Source organism: Ensifer sp. PDNC004 (genome assembly GCF_016919405.1).
Lineage (GTDB): Bacteria > Pseudomonadota > Alphaproteobacteria > Rhizobiales > Rhizobiaceae > Ensifer.
Genome location: NZ_CP070353.1, coordinates 2,777,861 through 2,794,913, shown reverse-complemented (window position 1 = coordinate 2,794,913; position 17,053 = coordinate 2,777,861). Strand labels below are relative to the sequence as shown.

Genomic DNA, 17,053 nt, shown 5'->3' with positions numbered 1-17,053 from the left:
TGCAGGCGCAGTTCACTTGAGGCCCATGGGTCGGGCGGAAATCGCGGGGACGACGACGCGAGTTTTGTTTGTCTTCCCGGTGGGGTCTGGTAGAAATTGCGGCTACAGGGAGAAAGTATCGCCCAACTTGGTTAAGGACCCGTCAACAAGGCCCGTCGCAGCAATGACAAGCAAGAAGAAGCCCACGGTCTACATCACCCGCAAATTGCCAGACATCGTCGAGACGCGCATGCGCGAGCTCTTCGATGCGGAGCTGAACATCGACGATACGCCGCGCAGCCAGCCGGAGCTTGTGGCCGCGGTCAAGCGCGCCGACGTGCTGGTGCCGACGGTGACCGATCGCATCGACGCGGCGTTGATCGAGCAGGCCGGCCCGCAGCTGAAACTGATCGCAAGCTTTTCCAACGGCGTCGACAACATCGATGTCGATGCCGCCGCCCGCAAAGGCATCACCGTCACCAACACGCCCAACGTGCTGACGGAAGACACTGCCGACATGGCGATGGCGCTTATCCTCGCGGTGCCGCGCCGGCTTGCCGAGGGTGCGCAGATCCTGACCGACCGCAAGGGCGATTGGGCCGGCTGGTCGCCGACATGGATGCTCGGCCGCCGCATTGCCGGCAAGCGCATCGGCATCGTCGGCATGGGCCGGATCGGGACGGCTGTGGCCCGCCGCGCCAAGGCCTTCGGCCTCTCGATCCACTACCACAACCGTCACCGGGTGAAGGCCGAAACCGAGGAGATGCTGGAGGCGACCTATTGGGACAGCCTCGACCAGATGCTCGCCCGCGTCGACATCGTTTCGGTCAACTGCCCGTCAACGCCGGCGACCTATCATCTGCTTTCGGCCCGCCGGCTCGCCCTGATGCGGCCGGACAGCTACATCGTCAACACCGCCCGCGGCGGCATTATCGACGAGACGGCGCTGATCAAGTGCCTGCGTGAAGGCAAGATCGCCGGCGCCGGCCTCGACGTCTTCGAGAACGAGCCAGCGGTCAATCCGAAGCTGATCAAGCTTGCCGGCGAAGGCAAGGTCGTGCTCCTGCCGCATATGAGTTCGGCCACGCTCGAAGGCCGCATCGACATGGGCGAGAAGGTGGTGATCAATATCCGCACCTTTTTCGACGGCCACCGCCCGCCGGACCGGGTTCTGCCGGGCCGCGACTGATAGCGAAACGCCGCACGATCCTATCGTGCGGTCGCCAGCTGCTTCGCTGACGTTCGAAAACTAAAGCGTCTTGCGCATCTCGATCGCCGTCGGCCGGGTAAAACCGGGATGACACATCGTGTCGCTCTGAACGAAGCCCCAGGCGGCAAAAGCGCGGTGGTTGTCGGCGAGTTCGACGCGGGTGAGGAGTCTCAGCGCCGGAAGTTTCAGCGCACGCGCCGTCGCTTCGGCTTCAGCGAGCAGCATTCGGCCGATGCCCTTTCCTTGCGTCTCAGGCGCGACGGCAAGCTTGCCGATATATAGGCAGTCGTCCTCCGGTTTGCAGAAGATGCAGCCGACCAGCCGCTCGCCATCGCTGACGCCGAAGGCGATCTCGTCGGCAATCTTGTTGCGCAGCGATTCGATGTTCAAAGCATGCGCCGACGAGGGCGGGTCGATCCGCCCATCCATGTAGGAGAAGGCGCCAAGGATCAGCGCCAGCAGTTCCTCGTGCCGGTCGAATGCTTCGTCGATACGAAAGATCTGCACCATCGCCTATGCTCTCTTGCGGTAACGGATGGTGTTGAACTGTGCCGTCAAGGCGTCATACATCAACAGCCGCCCGACCAGCGGTTCTCCGAAACCGGCAATCACCTTGATCGCCTCCATGGCCTGCAGCGTGCCGATGACGCCAGTCAGCGCGCCGACGATGCCGGCCTCGGCGCAGGAGGGCACGACGCCGGCCGGTGGCGGTTCTGGAAAGAGATCTCGGTAGGAGGGGTTCGGCCGTCCATCGGGGCCGGCGCTATAGGGCATAAGCACCGTCAGCGAGCCGTCGAAGCGGCCGACGGCGCCGGTCACCAGCGGAATGCCGACTGCTGCCGCCGTATCGGCGGCGAGGTAGCGGGTATCGAAATTGTCCGAACCGTCGATTACCAAATCGTATTGCCGGAACAGCGCCTCGGCATTGTCGGCGTTGAGGCGCAGCCTGTGTTCGTTGACGCCGACATGCGGGTTGAGCGATGTGATCGCTTCGGCGGCCCGCTCGACCTTGGCACGGTCGATGTCTTCGGTGCGGTGGATGATCTGCCGCTGCAGGTTGGAAAGCGCGACCGCATCGTCGTCGACGATGCCGATCCGGCCGATGCCGGCGGCGGCAAGATAGACGAGCACCGGGGCGCCGAGGCCGCCGGCCCCGATCACCAGCACGCGGGCTGCCTTCAGCCGTTGTTGCCCGGCGCCGCCGATTTCCGGCAGCACGATATGGCGGGCGTAACGGGTGATCTCCGATTGGTCGAGCTTGTTCTCACCGGTCATGGCAATCCTCCTCGGTGACTTCTGCTTATCCCGTAACGCTGCCATGCGAAACGGTCAGGAAGCGGCCGCGTTCGCCGAGCGCCTCAAACATCGATTGGTCCGTCCCGGTCATGAAGGCCTGGCCACCAAGCCCATCGACGAGATCGAACAGAGCCGCGCGCCGGTTGACGTCGAGATGGGCGGCGATCTCGTCAAGGAGCAGCACTGGCGCATGGCCGGTCATGTCGCCGACGAGGCGCGCATGCGCCAGCACCAGGCCGACGAGCAGCGCCTTCTGCTCTCCGGTCGAGCAGCGCGCCGCCTCCATGTCTTTCTCCCGGTGACGCACGAGCAGGTCGCTGCGGTGCGGCCCGTCGAGCGTACGGCCGGCTGCCGCATCGCGCGGGCGCCCGTCGCGCAGCATCGTCAGATATTGTTCTTCCAGATCATAGGCCGGACGATGGCCTTCGTCATCGAGAAAGCCCGATAGCGCCAGGCGGGCCGACGGAAAGACGCTCTCGTCGACAGTGCGCTCGACGAGCGCCGTCAGCAGGCCAAGCATTTCCTGCCGTGCCAGCGCCATGGAGACGCCGAGGCCGGCCATTTCGCGCTCGATCGCCGTCAGCCAGGCCGGGTCCGGACGGAACTCGCCGAGCAGCCGGTTGCGGCTGCGCATCGCCCGGTCGAATTCGCTGGCGCGCCGGCCGTGTTCCGGATCGAGCGAAAGCACCAGCCGGTCGATAAACCGTCGCCGGTCGGCTGAAGGGCCGGTAAAGAGCCCGTCCATCGATGGCGTCAGCCAGAGAACGCGCAGGTGGTCGGTCAATTCGTCGACGGTCGCTGCCGGTGTTCCATTCAGCCGCAGCCGCCGGGATTGCCCTTCCGTGACGCCGGCAGTCCCGGTGCCGATCTCGACGGTTCCCTCCATGCCCTCGACTTCCGCAAAGACCGAGAACCCGTCGCCGGCACCAACCCGGGTCACGTCCGCATAGGCTGCGCGCCTGAGGCCGCGGCCGGGCGAAAGGAAAGAGACGGCTTCCATGAGGTTGGTCTTGCCGGCGCCGTTCTCCCCCGTCAGCACCACATGGCGCTGATCGAGCTCAAGCGAGAGGGCCGCATAGTTGCGGAACTCCGTAAGCTTCAGGCGGTTGAGAAAGACCTTGTTTGGCATCGGCAGTCCGGATTCGACGTTGGGCGCAGCTAGGACGAAAGCGCCTGCCAAGGCAAGGCGAAATGGGGCGCGTCGCCATATCGTGCAAGATAGGCCGATATCGACAGGGGAAAGGCGACAAACCCCTTTGATTCGGTGCTTTTCATAAAGGACCTAGTGAAATATGACAGCCGCATGACAATCCACAGATGGATATACGTGTGATGCTGGCCTGGTTCCGCAAACTTCTTCCCCGCGAGGATCGCTTCTTCGACCTCTTCGCAAAACATTCGCGCACCGTCGTCGGTGCTGCCGATGCGCTCGACAAGGTTCTCGCTGGCGGCGACGATCTGGAAAAACACTGCGACCGGATCGTCGCGCTCGAGGATGAGGCGGACCACATCACCGCCGAGGTACTGCTGGCCGTGCGCCGGTCCTTTATCACGCCCTTCGACCGCGGCGACATCAAGGATCTGATCCAGTCGATGGATGATGCCATCGACATGATGCACAAGACCGTCAAGACGATCCGCCTTTACGAACAGAAGAGCTTCGATCCCGGCATGCGCGAAATGGGCACCACGGTCGTCAAGGCCGCGCACCTGATCGCCGAGGCCATTCCGCTGCTCGACCGGATCGGCGCCAATCACGACCGCCTGATCGCGATCGCCGAAGAGGTCACCCGCATCGAGGGCCGTTCCGACGAACTGCACGAACAGGGCCTTAAGGACCTGTTCCGCCGCCACGGCGCCAGCAACCCGATGGCCTACATCATCGGCAGCGAGATCTATGGCGAGCTCGAAAAGGTGGTCGACCGCTTCGAGGACGTCGCCAATGAAATCAGCGGCATCGTGATCGAGAACGTCTGATGGATGCGACGCTCGCCTTTCCGTTGCTCGTCGGGCTGATCGGCATCGCGCTGTTCTTCGACTTCCTGAACGGCCTGCACGACGCCGCCAACTCGATCGCGACGATCGTCTCGACACGGGTGCTCCGGCCGCAATATGCGGTCATGTGGGCGGCCTTCTTCAACTTCATCGCCTTCCTGTTCTTCGGCCTGCACGTGGCCGAAACGCTCGGCAAGGGCATCATCGATCCCGGCATCGTCACGCCGCTGGTGATCTTCTCGGCGCTGATCGGCGCGATCGTCTGGAACATCGTCACCTGGCTGTTCGGCATCCCGTCGAGCTCGTCGCACGCGCTGATCGGCGGCCTCGTCGGCGCCGGTCTTGCCAGCACCGGGTTCAGTTCGATCGTCTGGACCGGCCTTTTGAAGACCGTCGGTGCCATCTTCATGTCGCCTGCGATCGGCTTCTTCCTGGCGCTGCTCCTGGTGCTGATCGTCTCCTGGATCTTCGTTCGGCAGACGCCCTTTGCCGTCGACCGCACGTTCCGCGTGATGCAGTTCATCTCGGCCTCGCTCTATTCGCTCGGCCACGGCGGCAACGACGCGCAGAAGACCATGGGCATCATTGCCGTGCTCCTGTTCTCGCAAGGCTATCTCGGCTCGGAGTTCTACGTACCCTTCTGGGTGGTGATCACCTGCCAGGCGGCGATCGCGCTCGGCACGCTGTTCGGCGGCTGGCGCATCGTCCACACGATGGGCTCGAAGATCACCAAGCTCAATCCGATGCAGGGCTTCTGTGCCGAGACCGGCGGGGCGATCACGCTCTTTGCCGCCACCTGGCTCGGTATCCCGGTCTCGACCACGCACACCATCACCGGCGCGATCATCGGCGTCGGCGCGGCCCGCCGGGTTTCGGCGGTCCGCTGGGGGCTCGCCGGCAACATCGTGATTGCCTGGTTCATCACCATGCCGGCCGCGGCGGCGATATCGGCGCTTGCCTACTTCACCATCGATCTCTTGTTCTGATCGATGCGGAAATCGCCTCCCGCCCGCTTATGAGGCGGGAGGCACCCATCATTTCGAGACCCGAGGCGCGAGGCTGTTCTGCCCGCCCTGGTGCAAGGTCAGGCTTTCGGCACGGTCGCCCTTGAGCGTGAAGCTGATCTGGGCATCGATGAGCTTCGTAAAGAAGCGGTGATCGGCCTCCGGAAGGATTTCGAGCCGATCCTGCCCGGTCGCCTGGGCAAAAAGGCTTTCACCATCCCGAAAGATCGTAAGTTCGAAATCCGGCGCCAGCCTGTAGGTGCCGATATAGGCATCATAGCGCGCCGGATCGATCGCTATGGCCGTGCGCTTGACGGTTGGCGGCGCGAGCGGCGCGTTGCGATTGAGCAGATGGCGGCCGATGTCGTCGACGCCGACGTCGGTCGACGCATTCGAAAGAGCGACCACGCCGACACCCGTCGACGGACGGTAGCCGACGAAGGATCGGTAACCGCCGGTGCCGCCGTTGTGCCAGATGAACTGCTCGTCGCCCTTGCCCGAGACGACCCAGCCGAGCGCCTGCTGATCGCGATCGCCGTTGCCGATCGGCTGGCGGGTCGCCAGCAGCGTGGTGAAGGCGGGAGCGAGCGGCGATGCCGTCTTTCCCATGGCCGCCTCGAGGAAAAGCAGGAGATCGTCCACGGTCGAGCGGAGGGCGCCTGCGCCCTGCAGAACGTCGAGATCCCAGTCGCTGACCGGCTCCAGGGCCGCGTCGTGGCCCGTTGCCCGGCGTTCGGCCCAGTCGGGTCGCGACGTGATGGCCGTATCCTTCATGCCGAGGGGAAGGGCGATGCGGCTGACGATGAGGTCTTCATAGGAGAGCCCGGACTTCAGCGCGATCGCATGGCCGAGAAGCCCGGCGCCAAGGTTGGAATATTCATGCTCGACACCGGGGCGGCGCTGCGGCTTGTGGCTGGAGAGGAAGGCATAGAGCTTTGCCGCGTCGTAGCCGGCATAGGGATTGCTCATGTCGGCCGGCACCAGATTGCTGGGCAGCCGCGGCAGGCCGGACATGTGCGTTGCGAGGTCGCCGAGCGTGATCGGGGTCTGCTTGTCCTCCGGCATGATCACGCGCTCGGGCAGAAGCGTGGCCACAGGTGTGCCGAAGCTGAGCGTGCCTTTCTCGATCGCATCGGCCAGCAGCAGCGCGGTAAAGACCTTGGTGATCGAGCCGATCTCGAACACCGTCTGCCCGTCGACAGCGCTCGGATCGCCTTTGGCCGGATGGCCATGCGCGATGACGCGCCGGCCATTGGCATCGATGATGCCGACGACGATGCCGACCGACTGCTGCTGCTTGTCGATCCGGTCGGCCAGTGTCTCCTGAATTTCTGCGTCCGTGGGCGGGGGAAGCGGACTTGCGTGAGCGTTGGTGCCAAGCGCCATAAGGACGATCCAGTTCAGAAAGCGGTTCCGCATGAGAGATAGGAATCCAGTTTTCGGTTGTCAGGGGATGCGCTGATGATGCCAGCCGGTTTCGGTCAAGCCTTGGTCAAGACTTGATCGGCGATCGGCGCGATACCGTCCGCAACGATTGTGCCGGGATTGCGGAAACCGTCACGGATCCCAATAGGGCGGATCGCCGAAGGCTGCCTTCAGGTGCTGGGCGATCGCTCTGAGCTTGGTGGAGGCGCGTCGGCCCTCCGGATGCGCCATGTAGATAAACTCCGCCTGCGGACTGAGCCCGACGTCGATCTCGCGCAGTTGCCCCTCGCGCACCGCCGGACCGGCGATGAAGGCGGGCAAAAGCGCGATGCCGAGCCCGGCGACGGCGGCGTCGTGCAGCATGTCGCCGTTGTTCATGCCGAGCGCCAGGCGGGCCCGTACAACCGTCGCGCCGCCAGGCCCTTCGAAGCGCCAATCGGCAGCACCCCGGTTGGTGTAGAAGATGCCGCGATGGCCTTCGAGTTCGGCAAGCGACGCCGGTGTACCGTGCCGGTGGAGATAGTCGGGCGCGGCGACCAGCAGGCGCCGGCTTCTGGCAAGCTTCCACACGACCAGCCGCGAATCGGCGATCACGCCATGGCGCACGATCGCATCGTAGCCTTCGGAGGCGGCATCGACCCGACGGTCGTCCAGGTCGAGCGTCAGCTCGATCTCCGGGTATTGGGTCAGGAAGGGATAGAGCGCCGGGCCGAGATGCCGTCTGCCGAAGCTGACGGGGGCTGCGATCCGAAGCGGTCCCGTCAGCAACCCGCGGCGTTCGGCAAGATCGTCGGCGGCGGCCTGCACTTCGCCGACGATCCGGATGGCGCGCTCGCGAAAGGCGATGCCATCCTCCGTGAGCGTCAGCTTGCGTGTGGTGCGGTGGAGAAGCGTGGCGTTGAGCCCGCGTTCCAGTTCTGCCACTCTCTCGCTGACGACGGATTTCGACAGCCGCAGGCGACGTGCCGCCTCGCTGATCGAGCCGGCTTCGGCCACGGCGACAAAGGCAGCTATCCCTTCGATCTTCATCATCGTTCGGCTTTTCCGAATTCGAGTTCCACAATTGGAAGACTAATCCGAACGACCGTTTTCCGCCATATCTATGGGCATCGAAGGACGGCCAATCGAACCGGCCTCCTCATCAACCCAGCAAGAGGATTTCATCATGTCACGTTTGGAGAACAAGACGGCGCTCATCACCGGCGGCACCAGCGGCATCGGTCTCGAAACCGCCCGCCAGTTCATTGCCGAAGGCGCACGTGTTGCCGTCACCGGCACCAACCCGAAGAACATCGCGGAAGCCCGCGCTGTCCTTGGCGAGGCCGCGCTCATCATCGAGGCCGATGCCGGCAATGTCGCCGGCCAGGCGGCCGTTGCCGAAAAGATTCGCGCCGCCTTCGGCACGCTCGACATCCTGTTCGTCAATGCCGGCATCGCCAAGCTGCAGCCGGTCGAGCAGTGGGACGAGGCAAGCTTCGACCGCTCGGTCGCCATCAACGTCAAGGGCCCGTATTTCCTGATCCAGGCGCTGCTGCCGGTATTCTCGAAACGCGCTTCGGTCGTGCTCAACACCTCGATCAACGCCCATATCGGCATGCCGACCTCCAGCGTCTATGCGCTGACCAAGGCGGGGCTGCTGTCGCTGGCCCGCACGCTTTCGGGTGAACTCATCGGTCGCGGCATCCGCGTCAATGCCGTCAGCCCTGGCCCGATCCGCACACCGCTCCATGACGGCCACGCCCCGACGCCCGAAGAGAACAAGCAGGTGGTCGATGCGATCGCCGCGCAGATCCCGCTCGGCCGATTTGGCGACGCGAGCGAGATTGCCAAGGCGGTGGTCTTCCTCGCCTCCGACGAAGCCACCTTCACCGTCGGCGCCGAACTGATCGTCGATGGCGGCATGGCGACGCTCTAGGACAGGCGCCGATAAAAGGCGCAAATGCCTGATGATCCAAGCGCCGCGGGTCCAGCCGACCCGCGGCGCCATCGTGTTGCCGTCTCTGGCATTGCCCGCCGTTGGCATCGGCGACGGAGAAGAGTATATTTTCCAACTCTAATAAAAGGCATCCGTTTGCGCGAATACGCGAGACGAACACCGATCAGATCCCAGGAGGAGACGATGACGAGTGTCAGATGGATGATGAAGGGGCGTGAGTTCATTCATTGCAATTGCGCCTATGGCTGCCCCTGCCAGTTCAATGCCCTGCCGACCCAAGGCCATTGCAGCGCCGTTGGCGCCTTCGAGATCGAGGAAGGTTATCACGGCGACACGCGGCTCGATGGGCTTCGCGGCGGCCTGATCGCCGCCTGGCCGGGCGCGATCCATGAGGGCAGGGGGCAGGTGGTGCCGATCGTCGATATCCGCGCATCGGGCGAGCAGCGCGGCGCGCTGCTACGCATCATGAGCGGCGAGGATACGGAGCCCGGGGCGACCTTCTTCCAGGTCTTCGCGACCACCTTCGAGACCATGCACGATCCGGTCTTTGCCGACATCGATTTCGAGGTCGATATCGGCGCCCGAACGGCGCGGCTGGAGGTGCCGGGCTGGCTTGTCGCGCGCGGTGAGCCGATCCTCAATCCGGTGACCGGCATGGCTCACCAGGCACGCATCAATCTGCCTCACGGTTTCGAATACGATCTTTGCGAAGTCGGACGGGGGTGGGCCGATACGAAAGGGCCACTGACCTTGGCGCTTGCGGATTCGCATGCCCATTTCGCCACGATGCATTTGACCGAAAGCGGCGTGATCCACTGACGCCGATGGGAGACACGGCGCTCGAAACCCTGCTCAGACGTGACCGCGTCGTCGTCGTGGCGGCGTTGGTTACCCTGACGGTGATCAGCTGGCTCTACGTCCTGTGGCTGGCGTCGGCCATGGACATGGCTGCTCCCCCGGTTCCCTCCGGCAGCATGGACATGGGCTCCGGCATGGACATGGATATGCCCATGGAGATGCCAATGACCACGGGCGCGCAGGAGGGCTCGATGGCATCGATGGCGGGCGCGGTTGCCACTCCCTGGACCGCCACGACCTTCGCCTATGCCTTCGTCATGTGGGCCGTGATGATGGTCGGCATGATGGTACCGTCGGCGACGCCGATGATCCTGCTCTACGCCCGCGTCGGCCGCCAGGCGGCACAACAGGGCAAGCCCTTTGCCGCCACCGGTTTCTTTGCCGTCGGCTACCTGTCGGCGTGGCTCCTGTTCGCGCTCGTCGCCGTTCTCGGGCAATGGTTGCTCGATCGCGCCCTGTTGCTCACACCGGCGCTCTCAAGCGCCAGTGGGCTTCTTAGCGGCATCGTGCTGGTCGCTGTCGGCCTGTTCCAGTTCACGCCACTCAAGAATCGCTGTCTCAGCCAATGCCAGGCGCCGCTGCTTTTCATCCAGAACCATGGCGGCTTTCGTCGCGAAGCGGGCGGCGCCTTCGGCCTCGGTGTGCGGCACGGGCTCTATTGCGTCGGCTGCTGCTGGGCGCTGATGGCGCTGCTGTTCGTCGGCGGGGTGATGAACGTGTTGTGGATCGCTGCCATCGCCATCTTCGTTCTGGCGGAGAAGGTCGTGCCCGGCGGCAGGGTCCTGTCCCGCATCGCCGGGGTAGCGCTCGTTTTGGCCGGGCTGTGGCAGCTCGTGGCCTTGCTCTGAAACAGAAGCGCCGCGCAACCGTTTCCGGCGCGCGGCGCTCTAGAAGTCGTCGGGCTTGAAGCCTTAGTCGCTCAGCGTATCGAAGAAATCCTTCATCCGGGCAAAGAAGCCGGTCGATTCCGGATTGTTGTCCTTGGACGAGATCTGCTCGAATTCCTGCAGCAGTTCGCGCTGGCGCTTGGTCAGCTTCTGCGGCGTTTCGATCTGGATCTGGATGTAGAGGTCGCCAGATTGCGCCGAACGCAGCACCGGCATGCCCTTGCCCTTCAATCGGAACTGCTTGCCGGCCTGGGTGCCCTCGGGAACGGTCACGCGCGACTTGGTGCCATCGAGCGTGGTCACGTCGAACTTGCCGCCAAGGGCAGCCGTCGTCATTGAGATCGGCACGCTGCAATAGAGATCGGCGCCGTCGCGCTGGTAGAACTCATGCGGCCTGACCGAGAGGAAGATGTAGAGGTCGCCTGCCGGTCCGCCGCGAAGCCCGGCTTCGCCTTCGCCCGAGAGGCGGATGCGGGTGCCGTCCTCGATGCCGGCTGGAATGTTGACAGAGAGCGTGCGCTCTTCAGTGACGCGGCCCTGGCCGTGGCACTTGCCGCAGGGATCCGTAATCGTCTGGCCGCGGCCGCCGCAGGTGGGGCAGGTGCGTTCGATCGAGAAGAAGCCTTGAGCGGCGCGCACGCGGCCCGAGCCATGGCAGGTGCCGCAGGTCTTGGGGCTGGTGCCGGGCTTGGCGCCGGAGCCGGTACAGACGTCGCAGGTGATCGAGGTCGGAACGCGGATCTGCGCCGTCTTGCCGCCGAAGGCTTCCTCGAGCGAAATCTCCATGTTGTAGCGAAGATCGGCGCCGCGCTCGCGACCGCCCGATGAGCGCCGCTGGCGCCCGCCGCCCATCATCTCGCCGAAGATGTCTTCGAAAATGTCGGAGAAGCCGCCGGCACCACCGCCGCCGAATCCGTTGCCCATGCCGCCCTGCTCGAAAGCCGCATGACCGTAGCGGTCATAGGCCGCCCGCTTCTGCGGGTCCTTGAGCATCTCATAGGCTTCGTTGATTTCCTTGAAGGTCTTCTCCGCTGCCGCGTCGCCGGGGTTCTTGTCCGGATGATACTTCATCGCGAGCTTGCGGAAGGCGCTCTTCAGCTCCTTTTCGTCGGCGTTCTTGGCAACACCAAGCGTTTCGTAGAGATCACGTTTCATTCGTAGAAGATTATCCTGTTGGCAAGCCAGCGCGATGGCTCGGCGGCTGCCCGTTTACCTTGCCACCGATTTAGTAAACCTTGAAGCGCGATACCATAGCCCGAACAGCGGTAGATACGGTTTTTTGTCGGAAAAGGTACGTTTGCGCCAAGTCACAGTGCCGATCGCCGATATTGCAGGCCCTGACGGGCGAGACCGGCAACAAAAAAGCCCGGGCGAACCCGGGCTTCTTCGTCTGTTTGAACGGCGACTTAGGCCGAACGCTTGCGATCGTCTTCGTCGTTGACTTCTTCGTAGTCGGCATCGACGACATCGCCGTCACGGGCAGCGTCGGCGGCGGCATCCGCATGGGCGGCTTCCGTCTGCTGCGCTTCGTAGATCGCCTGGCCGAGCTTCATGGACACTTCCATGAGCGTGTTGGTCTTGGCCTTGATGTCTTCTGCGTCCGGCTCGGAAGCTTCGACGGCGGTCTTCAGCGCGGCAATCGCGTCGGAGATCGCGTTGCGGTCGGTTTCCGAAACCTTGTCGCCGTAATCCTTCAGCGACTTCTCGCTGGAGTGGATCAGGCTTTCGGCCTGGTTCTTGGCTTCCACGCCTTCGCGACGCTTCTTGTCGACTTCAGCGTTGGCTTCGGCGTCCTTGACCATCTTTTCGATGTCGGCGTCGGAGAGGCCGCCAGATGCCTGGATGCGGATCTGGTGTTCCTTGCCGGTGCCCTTGTCCTTGGCCGAAACCTGCACGATGCCGTTGGCGTCGATATCGAAGGTCACTTCGATCTGCGGCATGCCGCGCGGTGCCGGCGGAATGCCGACGAGGTCGAACTGGCCGAGCAGCTTGTTGTCTGCAGCCATTTCACGCTCGCCCTGGGAGACGCGGATCGTCACGGCCGACTGGTTGTCGTCGGCGGTCGAGAAGGTCTGCGACTTCTTGGTCGGGATCGTCGTGTTGCGTTCGATCAGGCGGGTGAAGACGCCACCGAGCGTTTCGATGCCGAGCGACAGCGGGGTGACGTCGAGCAGGAGAACGTCCTTGACGTCGCCCTGCAGAACGCCGGCCTGGATCGCGGCGCCCATGGCGACCACTTCATCCGGGTTCACGCCCTTGTGCGGCTCCTTGCCGAACAGCTGCTTGACGGTTTCCTGCACCTTCGGCATGCGGCTCATACCGCCGACGAGAACGACTTCATCGATCTCGGCAGCCGAGACGCCGGCATCCTTGAGGGCTGCCTTGCACGGCGCGACGGTGCGCTGGATCAGGTCGTCGACAAGCGCTTCGAACTTGGCGCGGGTCAGCTTCATCGTCAGGTGCTTCGGACCGGAAGCGTCAGCCGTGATGAACGGCAGGTTGATTTCGGTCTGCTGCGACGAGGACAGCTCGATCTTGGCTTTTTCGGCAGCTTCCTTCAGGCGCTGAAGAGCGAGCTTGTCGTTCTTCAGGTCGATGCCCTGTTCCTTCTTGAACTCGCCGGCGAGGTACTGGACGAGACGCATGTCGAAGTCTTCGCCACCGAGGAAGGTGTCGCCGTTGGTCGACTTCACTTCGAAGACGCCGTCGCCGATTTCGAGAACCGAGATATCGAAGGTACCACCACCCAAGTCGTAAACGGCGATCGTCTTGCCGTCCTTCTTGTCGAGGCCGTAGGCGAGCGCTGCCGCGGTCGGCTCGTTGATGATGCGCAGAACTTCGAGACCAGCGATCTTGCCGGCATCCTTGGTTGCCTGGCGCTGAGCGTCGTTGAAGTAGGCCGGTACGGTGATGACGGCCTTCTCGACCTTTTCACCGAGGTAGGATTCGGCCGTTTCCTTCATCTTCTGAAGGATCATGGCAGAGATCTGCGACGGGGAGTAATCCGTGCCATGCGCTTCGACCCAGGCGTCGCCATTGTCGGCCTTGGTAATCTTGTAAGGAACCATGTCCTTGTCTTTTTGCGTGGTCGGATCCTGGAAGGTCCGGCCGATCAGGCGCTTGATCGCAAAAAGCGTGTTTTCCGGATTGGTGACAGCCTGGCGCTTGGCCGGCTGGCCAACGAGACGTTCGCCGTCTTCGCTGAAGGCCACCATCGAGGGGGTCGTGCGCGCACCCTCGGCATTTTCGATCACCTTCGCGTCTTTACCGTCCATGACGGCGACGCAGGAGTTGGTCGTTCCCAGGTCAATACCAATAACTTTAGCCATGTCGTTCTCTCCTTGCAGCGGACTGTCGGAACCCGGTCAGGCATTCGTGAGACAGCCCCTAACGGGATGGTCTTTGGATTTCTTCGCAGCTTAGACTGCGCCGATGCGGCGTATATAAGGACCGGCGTTTCGGACTGCAAGGCATTCTGCGGGGCGTTTGGGGGCAAAAGCAAGCCCGGTATTCATCAGGCCCGAAATGGCTCACGTGCCGGAGCCTGTCCGCAGGCCGGATCCCCTGTCAAATCGAGGTTCACGGGCGGCTCAGCCGCCGGTCAGAATATCGAAAAGCGTGGTGCGGCGCGTGGCCCCGGTCGTCTGGCCGACATCGGCCGGCGGCACCATGCCGTCGTTGCCCTGGTCCGCCGTCTGGCCGCCCCACGGGGCATCGCCCTGGTCGACCGGACGCTGCCCGACTGCGACACCACCATCGACGCCGACGGGTGCGTCCGGAAAGGCTTCCGGATCGCCGGACATCAGGTCGCCGGACGGCGGCGCGGTGCCGTCGTCGAAGACCGGCTGCACGCCGGTCGTGCCGAACAGCGGCGACGGCGAAAGCCCCTCGTGCGCCGCCATCATGAAGTCGTGCCAGGCCTTGGCCGGCAGGCCGCCGCCGGTGACCTTCTTCATCGACTTGCCGTCGTCGTTGCCGAACCAGACGCCGGTCGTGAGGTTGGAGGTGTAGCCGACGAACAGCGCGTCGCGGAAGGATTGCGTCGTGCCGGTCTTGCCGGCCGCTTCCCAGCCTTTCAGCTGCGCCTTCTTGCCGGTGCCCTTGGTCAGCACCCGCAGCAGCATCTGGTTCATTTCGCTGACGATCGCCGGATCGAGCACGCGGGGCGGGTTGTCGTAGGTGTTTTCGTAAAGCACCGTGCCGTCCGCCTTGGAAATGCGGCGGATCACGTGTGGCGTTGCCTTGAAGCCGCCATTCATGAAGGGGGCATAGGCCGACGTCAGTTCGACGAGGCTCACTTCCGAGGTGCCGAGCGCGATCGAAGCGTTCGCCTGCATTTCGGAATCGATGCCGAGGCGGTGTGCGACCTTGACGACGTTCGAGGGGCCAACCTCCATGACGAGCTGCGCGGCAATCGTGTTCAGCGAATTGGCGAGCGCATCGGCCAGCGTCACTTCACCACGGTATTTCTGGTCGTAATTCTCGGGCGTCCAGTTGCCGATCCGGACCGGCCCGTCGTTGCGGATCGACATCGGCGTGCGGCCGATCTCCATCGCCGCGGCATAGACGAAGGGCTTGAAGGCCGAGCCCGGCTGGCGCTTGGCCTTGGAGGCGCGGTCGAACTGGCTCTCGGCATAGTCCTTGCCGCCGACGAGCGCCCGAATGGCGCCGGTGCCGTCGACCGAGACGAGGGCGGCCTGCGAGGCGTCGAGCTTCTTGCCCTCGGCGTCCAGCGTCGCGGCGATGACCTCTTCGGCCTTCTTCTCGAGGTTGAGGTCGATCGTCGTGTCGATGACCAGATCTTCCTTGATCTCGCCGATCATGCCGGGAAGCTGGTCCATCACCATGTCGGCGACATAGTGCTCGGCGCCCGACCAATAGCTCTTGGCCTTGGTCGGGGTCTGCGACATCGCCGTCTTGATTTCGCTGTCGGTGACGTAGCCTTCCTCGCGCATGGCGCCGAGAACGACCTGGGCGCGCTCTTCCGCGGCCTTCGGGTCGCGCGCCGGCGACAGGCGGGACGGTGCTTTCAAAAGGCCGGCGAGCAGGGCCGCCTCGCCGAGGTTCACGTCGCGCGCCGACTTGTTGAAGTAGCGCCGCGAGGCGGCTTCGACGCCATAGGCGTTGGAGCCGAAGAACACCCGGTTGAGATACATCGCCAGGATCTGGTCCTTGGAATATTTCTGCTCGAGCCAGAAGGCGAGCAGCACTTCCTGCACCTTGCGCTCAAGCGTGCGCTCCGGCGACAGAAACAGGTTCTTGGCCAGCTGCTGCGTCAGCGTCGAACCGCCCTGGACCATGCGGCCGGTGGTGAGGTTCGTCAGCATGGCGCGGGCCAGGCCCAGGGGATCGATGCCGAAATGCGAATAGAAGCGGCGGTCCTCGATGGCGATGACGGCCTGCGGAATGTAGGGCGACATGTTTTCCAGCGACAGCGCTTCGCCGCCGGTGGTGCCGCGATTGGCGATGATGTCGCCGCTGACGGCAAGGATCTTGACGTTCGGCGGGCGCTCCGGGATCGACCAGCTTTCGGCGCTCGGCATGCGCGCGCCGTAGTAGAGCACCAGGCCGCCGACGCCCATGGCGCCCCAGATGCCGAGCACGATGCACCAATAGAACAGGGTGCGGACAAGGCCGATAAGACCACCGCCACCGGAGCCGCGACGGCCGCCGCCGCGCTTGCTTGCTGGCTTCTTCTTGCCGCTGCCTCTGTTGCTGTTGCCGGAAGGTTTGCTGCGGGGCGTCTTGCGGCTGGTGGCCACGCGGTCGCTGGCCTCGACGCGAAAATCGTCGTCGTCATCGTCCTCGTTTCCGCCGAACGATGGCTCGATCCGCTGTCCTGACCTGCCGCTTGCTGCCATGCCGTTTGATCTATCCCTCACCGCTCAGCGGTGGCCCTTGGCGCTATCGTTGCGGCCAATCGATTTCGACGGCGGTAACGGCGTCCCACGCCCATCCGCCACGGCGACCGGGTGAACTTTAAATGCGGCAATTTAAGGGGTGGTTAAGAAAGTCGTTGTGAAAAAGCCTGACGGTTCAAAACCTTGACGGCGGCTCGCATGCGCCCCAAGTCCCACCTGCGCGCGCCGGTTCCTACTGGATGGAGTTTCGAAGCGGTGTCGCTTCGACCGATGCCGTGGGGCTCACCGGATAGGGATCGGTGAAATCGTAGAGCCATTGGCTGAAGGGCAGGCGCAGCAGAACCCGCTTGCCCAGATGGTTCACGGCCACCTCCTCGCAGTCGGCCGCCGGGTAGGCCTGACGTCCGCACATGCCGAGCGGGCTGTCGACCAGGCGGAAGCCATGCCCCTGATAGACGAGCGCCGTCATTGACCTCAGCTTCAGGGAGCCGGGCGGCAGCACGACGAGGCGCAGGCTGGCAAGCCAGGTCGCGAGGATCAGCACAACGATGAGCGCGGTCGGAATCTGGAGCAGCAATTTCATCTGAGCGCCTGCAATTACT

General features: G+C 63.9%; 15 protein-coding genes. 6 read left to right on the top strand and 9 right to left on the bottom strand.

Annotated features, from left to right (window positions below; all coding sequences use genetic code 11):
* Positions 1–163: 163 nt before the first annotated feature.
* Positions 164–1,168 (top strand): D-glycerate dehydrogenase, encoded by a 1,005-nt coding sequence (locus JVX98_RS21905; protein WP_192448236.1) that lies wholly within the window; start codon positions 164–166, stop codon positions 1,166–1,168.
* Between the two features lie 60 nt (positions 1,169–1,228).
* Here JVX98_RS21905 and JVX98_RS21900 read toward each other — a convergent pair whose 3' ends face one another.
* Genes JVX98_RS21900 through recF form a run of 3 tightly spaced genes read right to left on the bottom strand, consistent with a single transcriptional unit; the run spans position 1,229 to position 3,614 of the window.
* Positions 1,229–1,696: a GNAT family N-acetyltransferase gene (locus JVX98_RS21900; RefSeq protein ID WP_192448338.1), complete on the bottom strand. Its 468-nt coding sequence runs from the start codon at positions 1,694–1,696 to the stop codon at positions 1,229–1,231.
* Positions 1,697–1,702: 6 nt separating this feature from the next.
* Positions 1,703–2,464 (bottom strand): molybdopterin-synthase adenylyltransferase MoeB, encoded by a 762-nt coding sequence (locus tag JVX98_RS21895; RefSeq protein WP_205237404.1) that lies wholly within the window; start codon positions 2,462–2,464, stop codon positions 1,703–1,705.
* A 25-nt stretch (positions 2,465–2,489) separates the two neighbouring features.
* The gene (gene recF / locus JVX98_RS21890; RefSeq protein ID WP_205237403.1) at positions 2,490–3,614 is read right to left on the bottom strand and encodes a DNA replication/repair protein RecF; all 1,125 of its coding nucleotides are present in this window, start codon (positions 3,612–3,614) and stop codon (positions 2,490–2,492) included.
* Positions 3,615–3,817: 203 nt separating this feature from the next.
* Here recF and JVX98_RS21885 point away from each other — a divergent pair, with 203 nt between their 5' ends.
* Both JVX98_RS21885 and JVX98_RS21880 read left to right on the top strand, forming a co-directional pair.
* A complete protein-coding gene (locus tag JVX98_RS21885) occupies positions 3,818–4,462 on the top strand; it encodes a DUF47 domain-containing protein (RefSeq protein ID WP_043622835.1) in 645 nt (214 codons plus the stop codon).
* On the top strand, positions 4,462–5,466 hold the full coding sequence (locus JVX98_RS21880; protein WP_077962852.1) for an inorganic phosphate transporter: 1,005 nt from the start codon (positions 4,462–4,464) through the stop codon (positions 5,464–5,466). Before JVX98_RS21885 ends, JVX98_RS21880 begins: the two co-directional genes overlap by 1 nt.
* Before the next feature lie 48 nt (positions 5,467–5,514).
* Here the strand turns inward: JVX98_RS21880 and JVX98_RS21875 are convergent, their stop codons facing one another.
* Entirely contained in the window at positions 5,515–6,903 is a 1,389-nt protein-coding gene (locus JVX98_RS21875) for a serine hydrolase (RefSeq protein ID WP_205237402.1), read from the bottom strand.
* A gap of 138 nt (positions 6,904–7,041) precedes the next feature.
* Positions 7,042–7,941: a LysR family transcriptional regulator gene (locus JVX98_RS21870; RefSeq protein ID WP_205237401.1), complete on the bottom strand. Its 900-nt coding sequence runs from the start codon at positions 7,939–7,941 to the stop codon at positions 7,042–7,044.
* 133 nt (positions 7,942–8,074) lie between these two features.
* Here JVX98_RS21870 and JVX98_RS21865 point away from each other — a divergent pair, with 133 nt between their 5' ends.
* From JVX98_RS21865 to JVX98_RS21855, 3 genes are all read left to right on the top strand, one after another.
* Complete coding sequence (locus JVX98_RS21865; protein WP_192448232.1) at positions 8,075–8,824, top strand: SDR family oxidoreductase; 750 nt, start codon at positions 8,075–8,077, stop codon at positions 8,822–8,824.
* 204 nt (positions 8,825–9,028) lie between these two features.
* Positions 9,029–9,664, top strand: coding sequence for a DUF1326 domain-containing protein (locus JVX98_RS21860; RefSeq protein WP_192448231.1), 636 nt, complete (start codon positions 9,029–9,031; stop codon positions 9,662–9,664).
* A gap of 5 nt (positions 9,665–9,669) precedes the next feature.
* Positions 9,670–10,551 (top strand): DUF2182 domain-containing protein, encoded by an 882-nt coding sequence (locus tag JVX98_RS21855; protein WP_205237400.1) that lies wholly within the window; start codon positions 9,670–9,672, stop codon positions 10,549–10,551.
* A gap of 63 nt (positions 10,552–10,614) precedes the next feature.
* Here the strand turns inward: JVX98_RS21855 and dnaJ are convergent, their stop codons facing one another.
* The 4 genes from dnaJ to JVX98_RS21835 form a co-directional block, all read right to left on the bottom strand.
* Positions 10,615–11,745 (bottom strand): molecular chaperone DnaJ, encoded by a 1,131-nt coding sequence (dnaJ, locus tag JVX98_RS21850; RefSeq protein WP_192448229.1) that lies wholly within the window; start codon positions 11,743–11,745, stop codon positions 10,615–10,617.
* Positions 11,746–11,996: 251 nt separating this feature from the next.
* On the bottom strand, positions 11,997–13,919 hold the full coding sequence (dnaK, locus tag JVX98_RS21845; protein ID WP_043622688.1) for a molecular chaperone DnaK: 1,923 nt from the start codon (positions 13,917–13,919) through the stop codon (positions 11,997–11,999).
* 261 nt (positions 13,920–14,180) lie between these two features.
* The gene (locus JVX98_RS21840; RefSeq protein ID WP_205237399.1) at positions 14,181–16,451 is read right to left on the bottom strand and encodes a transglycosylase domain-containing protein; all 2,271 of its coding nucleotides are present in this window, start codon (positions 16,449–16,451) and stop codon (positions 14,181–14,183) included.
* A gap of 232 nt (positions 16,452–16,683) precedes the next feature.
* Positions 16,684–17,034 carry a hypothetical protein gene (locus tag JVX98_RS21835; protein ID WP_192448227.1) on the bottom strand — a complete coding sequence of 117 codons (351 nt, stop codon included), beginning with the start codon at positions 17,032–17,034 and terminating at the stop codon, positions 16,684–16,686.
* Positions 17,035–17,053: the final 19 nt, after the last annotated feature.

What these genes read in the sequence shown, in the direction of transcription:
- JVX98_RS21895 (WP_205237404.1), bottom strand. Translation starts at nt 2,464, where the DNA reads ATGACCGGTGAGAACAAGCTCGACCAATCGGAGATCACCCGTTACGCC.
- recF (WP_205237403.1), bottom strand. Translation starts at nt 3,614, where the DNA reads ATGCCAAACAAGGTCTTTCTCAACCGCCTGAAGCTTACGGAGTTCCGC.
- JVX98_RS21870 (WP_205237401.1), bottom strand. Translation starts at nt 7,941, where the DNA reads ATGATGAAGATCGAAGGGATAGCTGCCTTTGTCGCCGTGGCCGAAGCC.
- JVX98_RS21835 (WP_192448227.1), bottom strand. Translation starts at nt 17,034, where the DNA reads ATGAAATTGCTGCTCCAGATTCCGACCGCGCTCATCGTTGTGCTGATC.
- dnaK (WP_043622688.1), bottom strand. Translation starts at nt 13,919, where the DNA reads ATGGCTAAAGTTATTGGTATTGACCTGGGAACGACCAACTCCTGCGTC.
- JVX98_RS21875 (WP_205237402.1), bottom strand. Translation starts at nt 6,903, where the DNA reads ATGCGGAACCGCTTTCTGAACTGGATCGTCCTTATGGCGCTTGGCACC.
- JVX98_RS21855 (WP_205237400.1), top strand. Translation starts at nt 9,670, where the DNA reads ATGGGAGACACGGCGCTCGAAACCCTGCTCAGACGTGACCGCGTCGTC.
- JVX98_RS21880 (WP_077962852.1), top strand. Translation starts at nt 4,462, where the DNA reads ATGGATGCGACGCTCGCCTTTCCGTTGCTCGTCGGGCTGATCGGCATC.
- JVX98_RS21840 (WP_205237399.1), bottom strand. Translation starts at nt 16,451, where the DNA reads ATGGCAGCAAGCGGCAGGTCAGGACAGCGGATCGAGCCATCGTTCGGC.
- JVX98_RS21865 (WP_192448232.1), top strand. Translation starts at nt 8,075, where the DNA reads ATGTCACGTTTGGAGAACAAGACGGCGCTCATCACCGGCGGCACCAGC.
- dnaJ (WP_192448229.1), bottom strand. Translation starts at nt 11,745, where the DNA reads ATGAAACGTGATCTCTACGAAACGCTTGGTGTTGCCAAGAACGCCGAC.
- JVX98_RS21860 (WP_192448231.1), top strand. Translation starts at nt 9,029, where the DNA reads ATGACGAGTGTCAGATGGATGATGAAGGGGCGTGAGTTCATTCATTGC.
- JVX98_RS21905 (WP_192448236.1), top strand. Translation starts at nt 164, where the DNA reads ATGACAAGCAAGAAGAAGCCCACGGTCTACATCACCCGCAAATTGCCA.
- JVX98_RS21885 (WP_043622835.1), top strand. Translation starts at nt 3,818, where the DNA reads ATGCTGGCCTGGTTCCGCAAACTTCTTCCCCGCGAGGATCGCTTCTTC.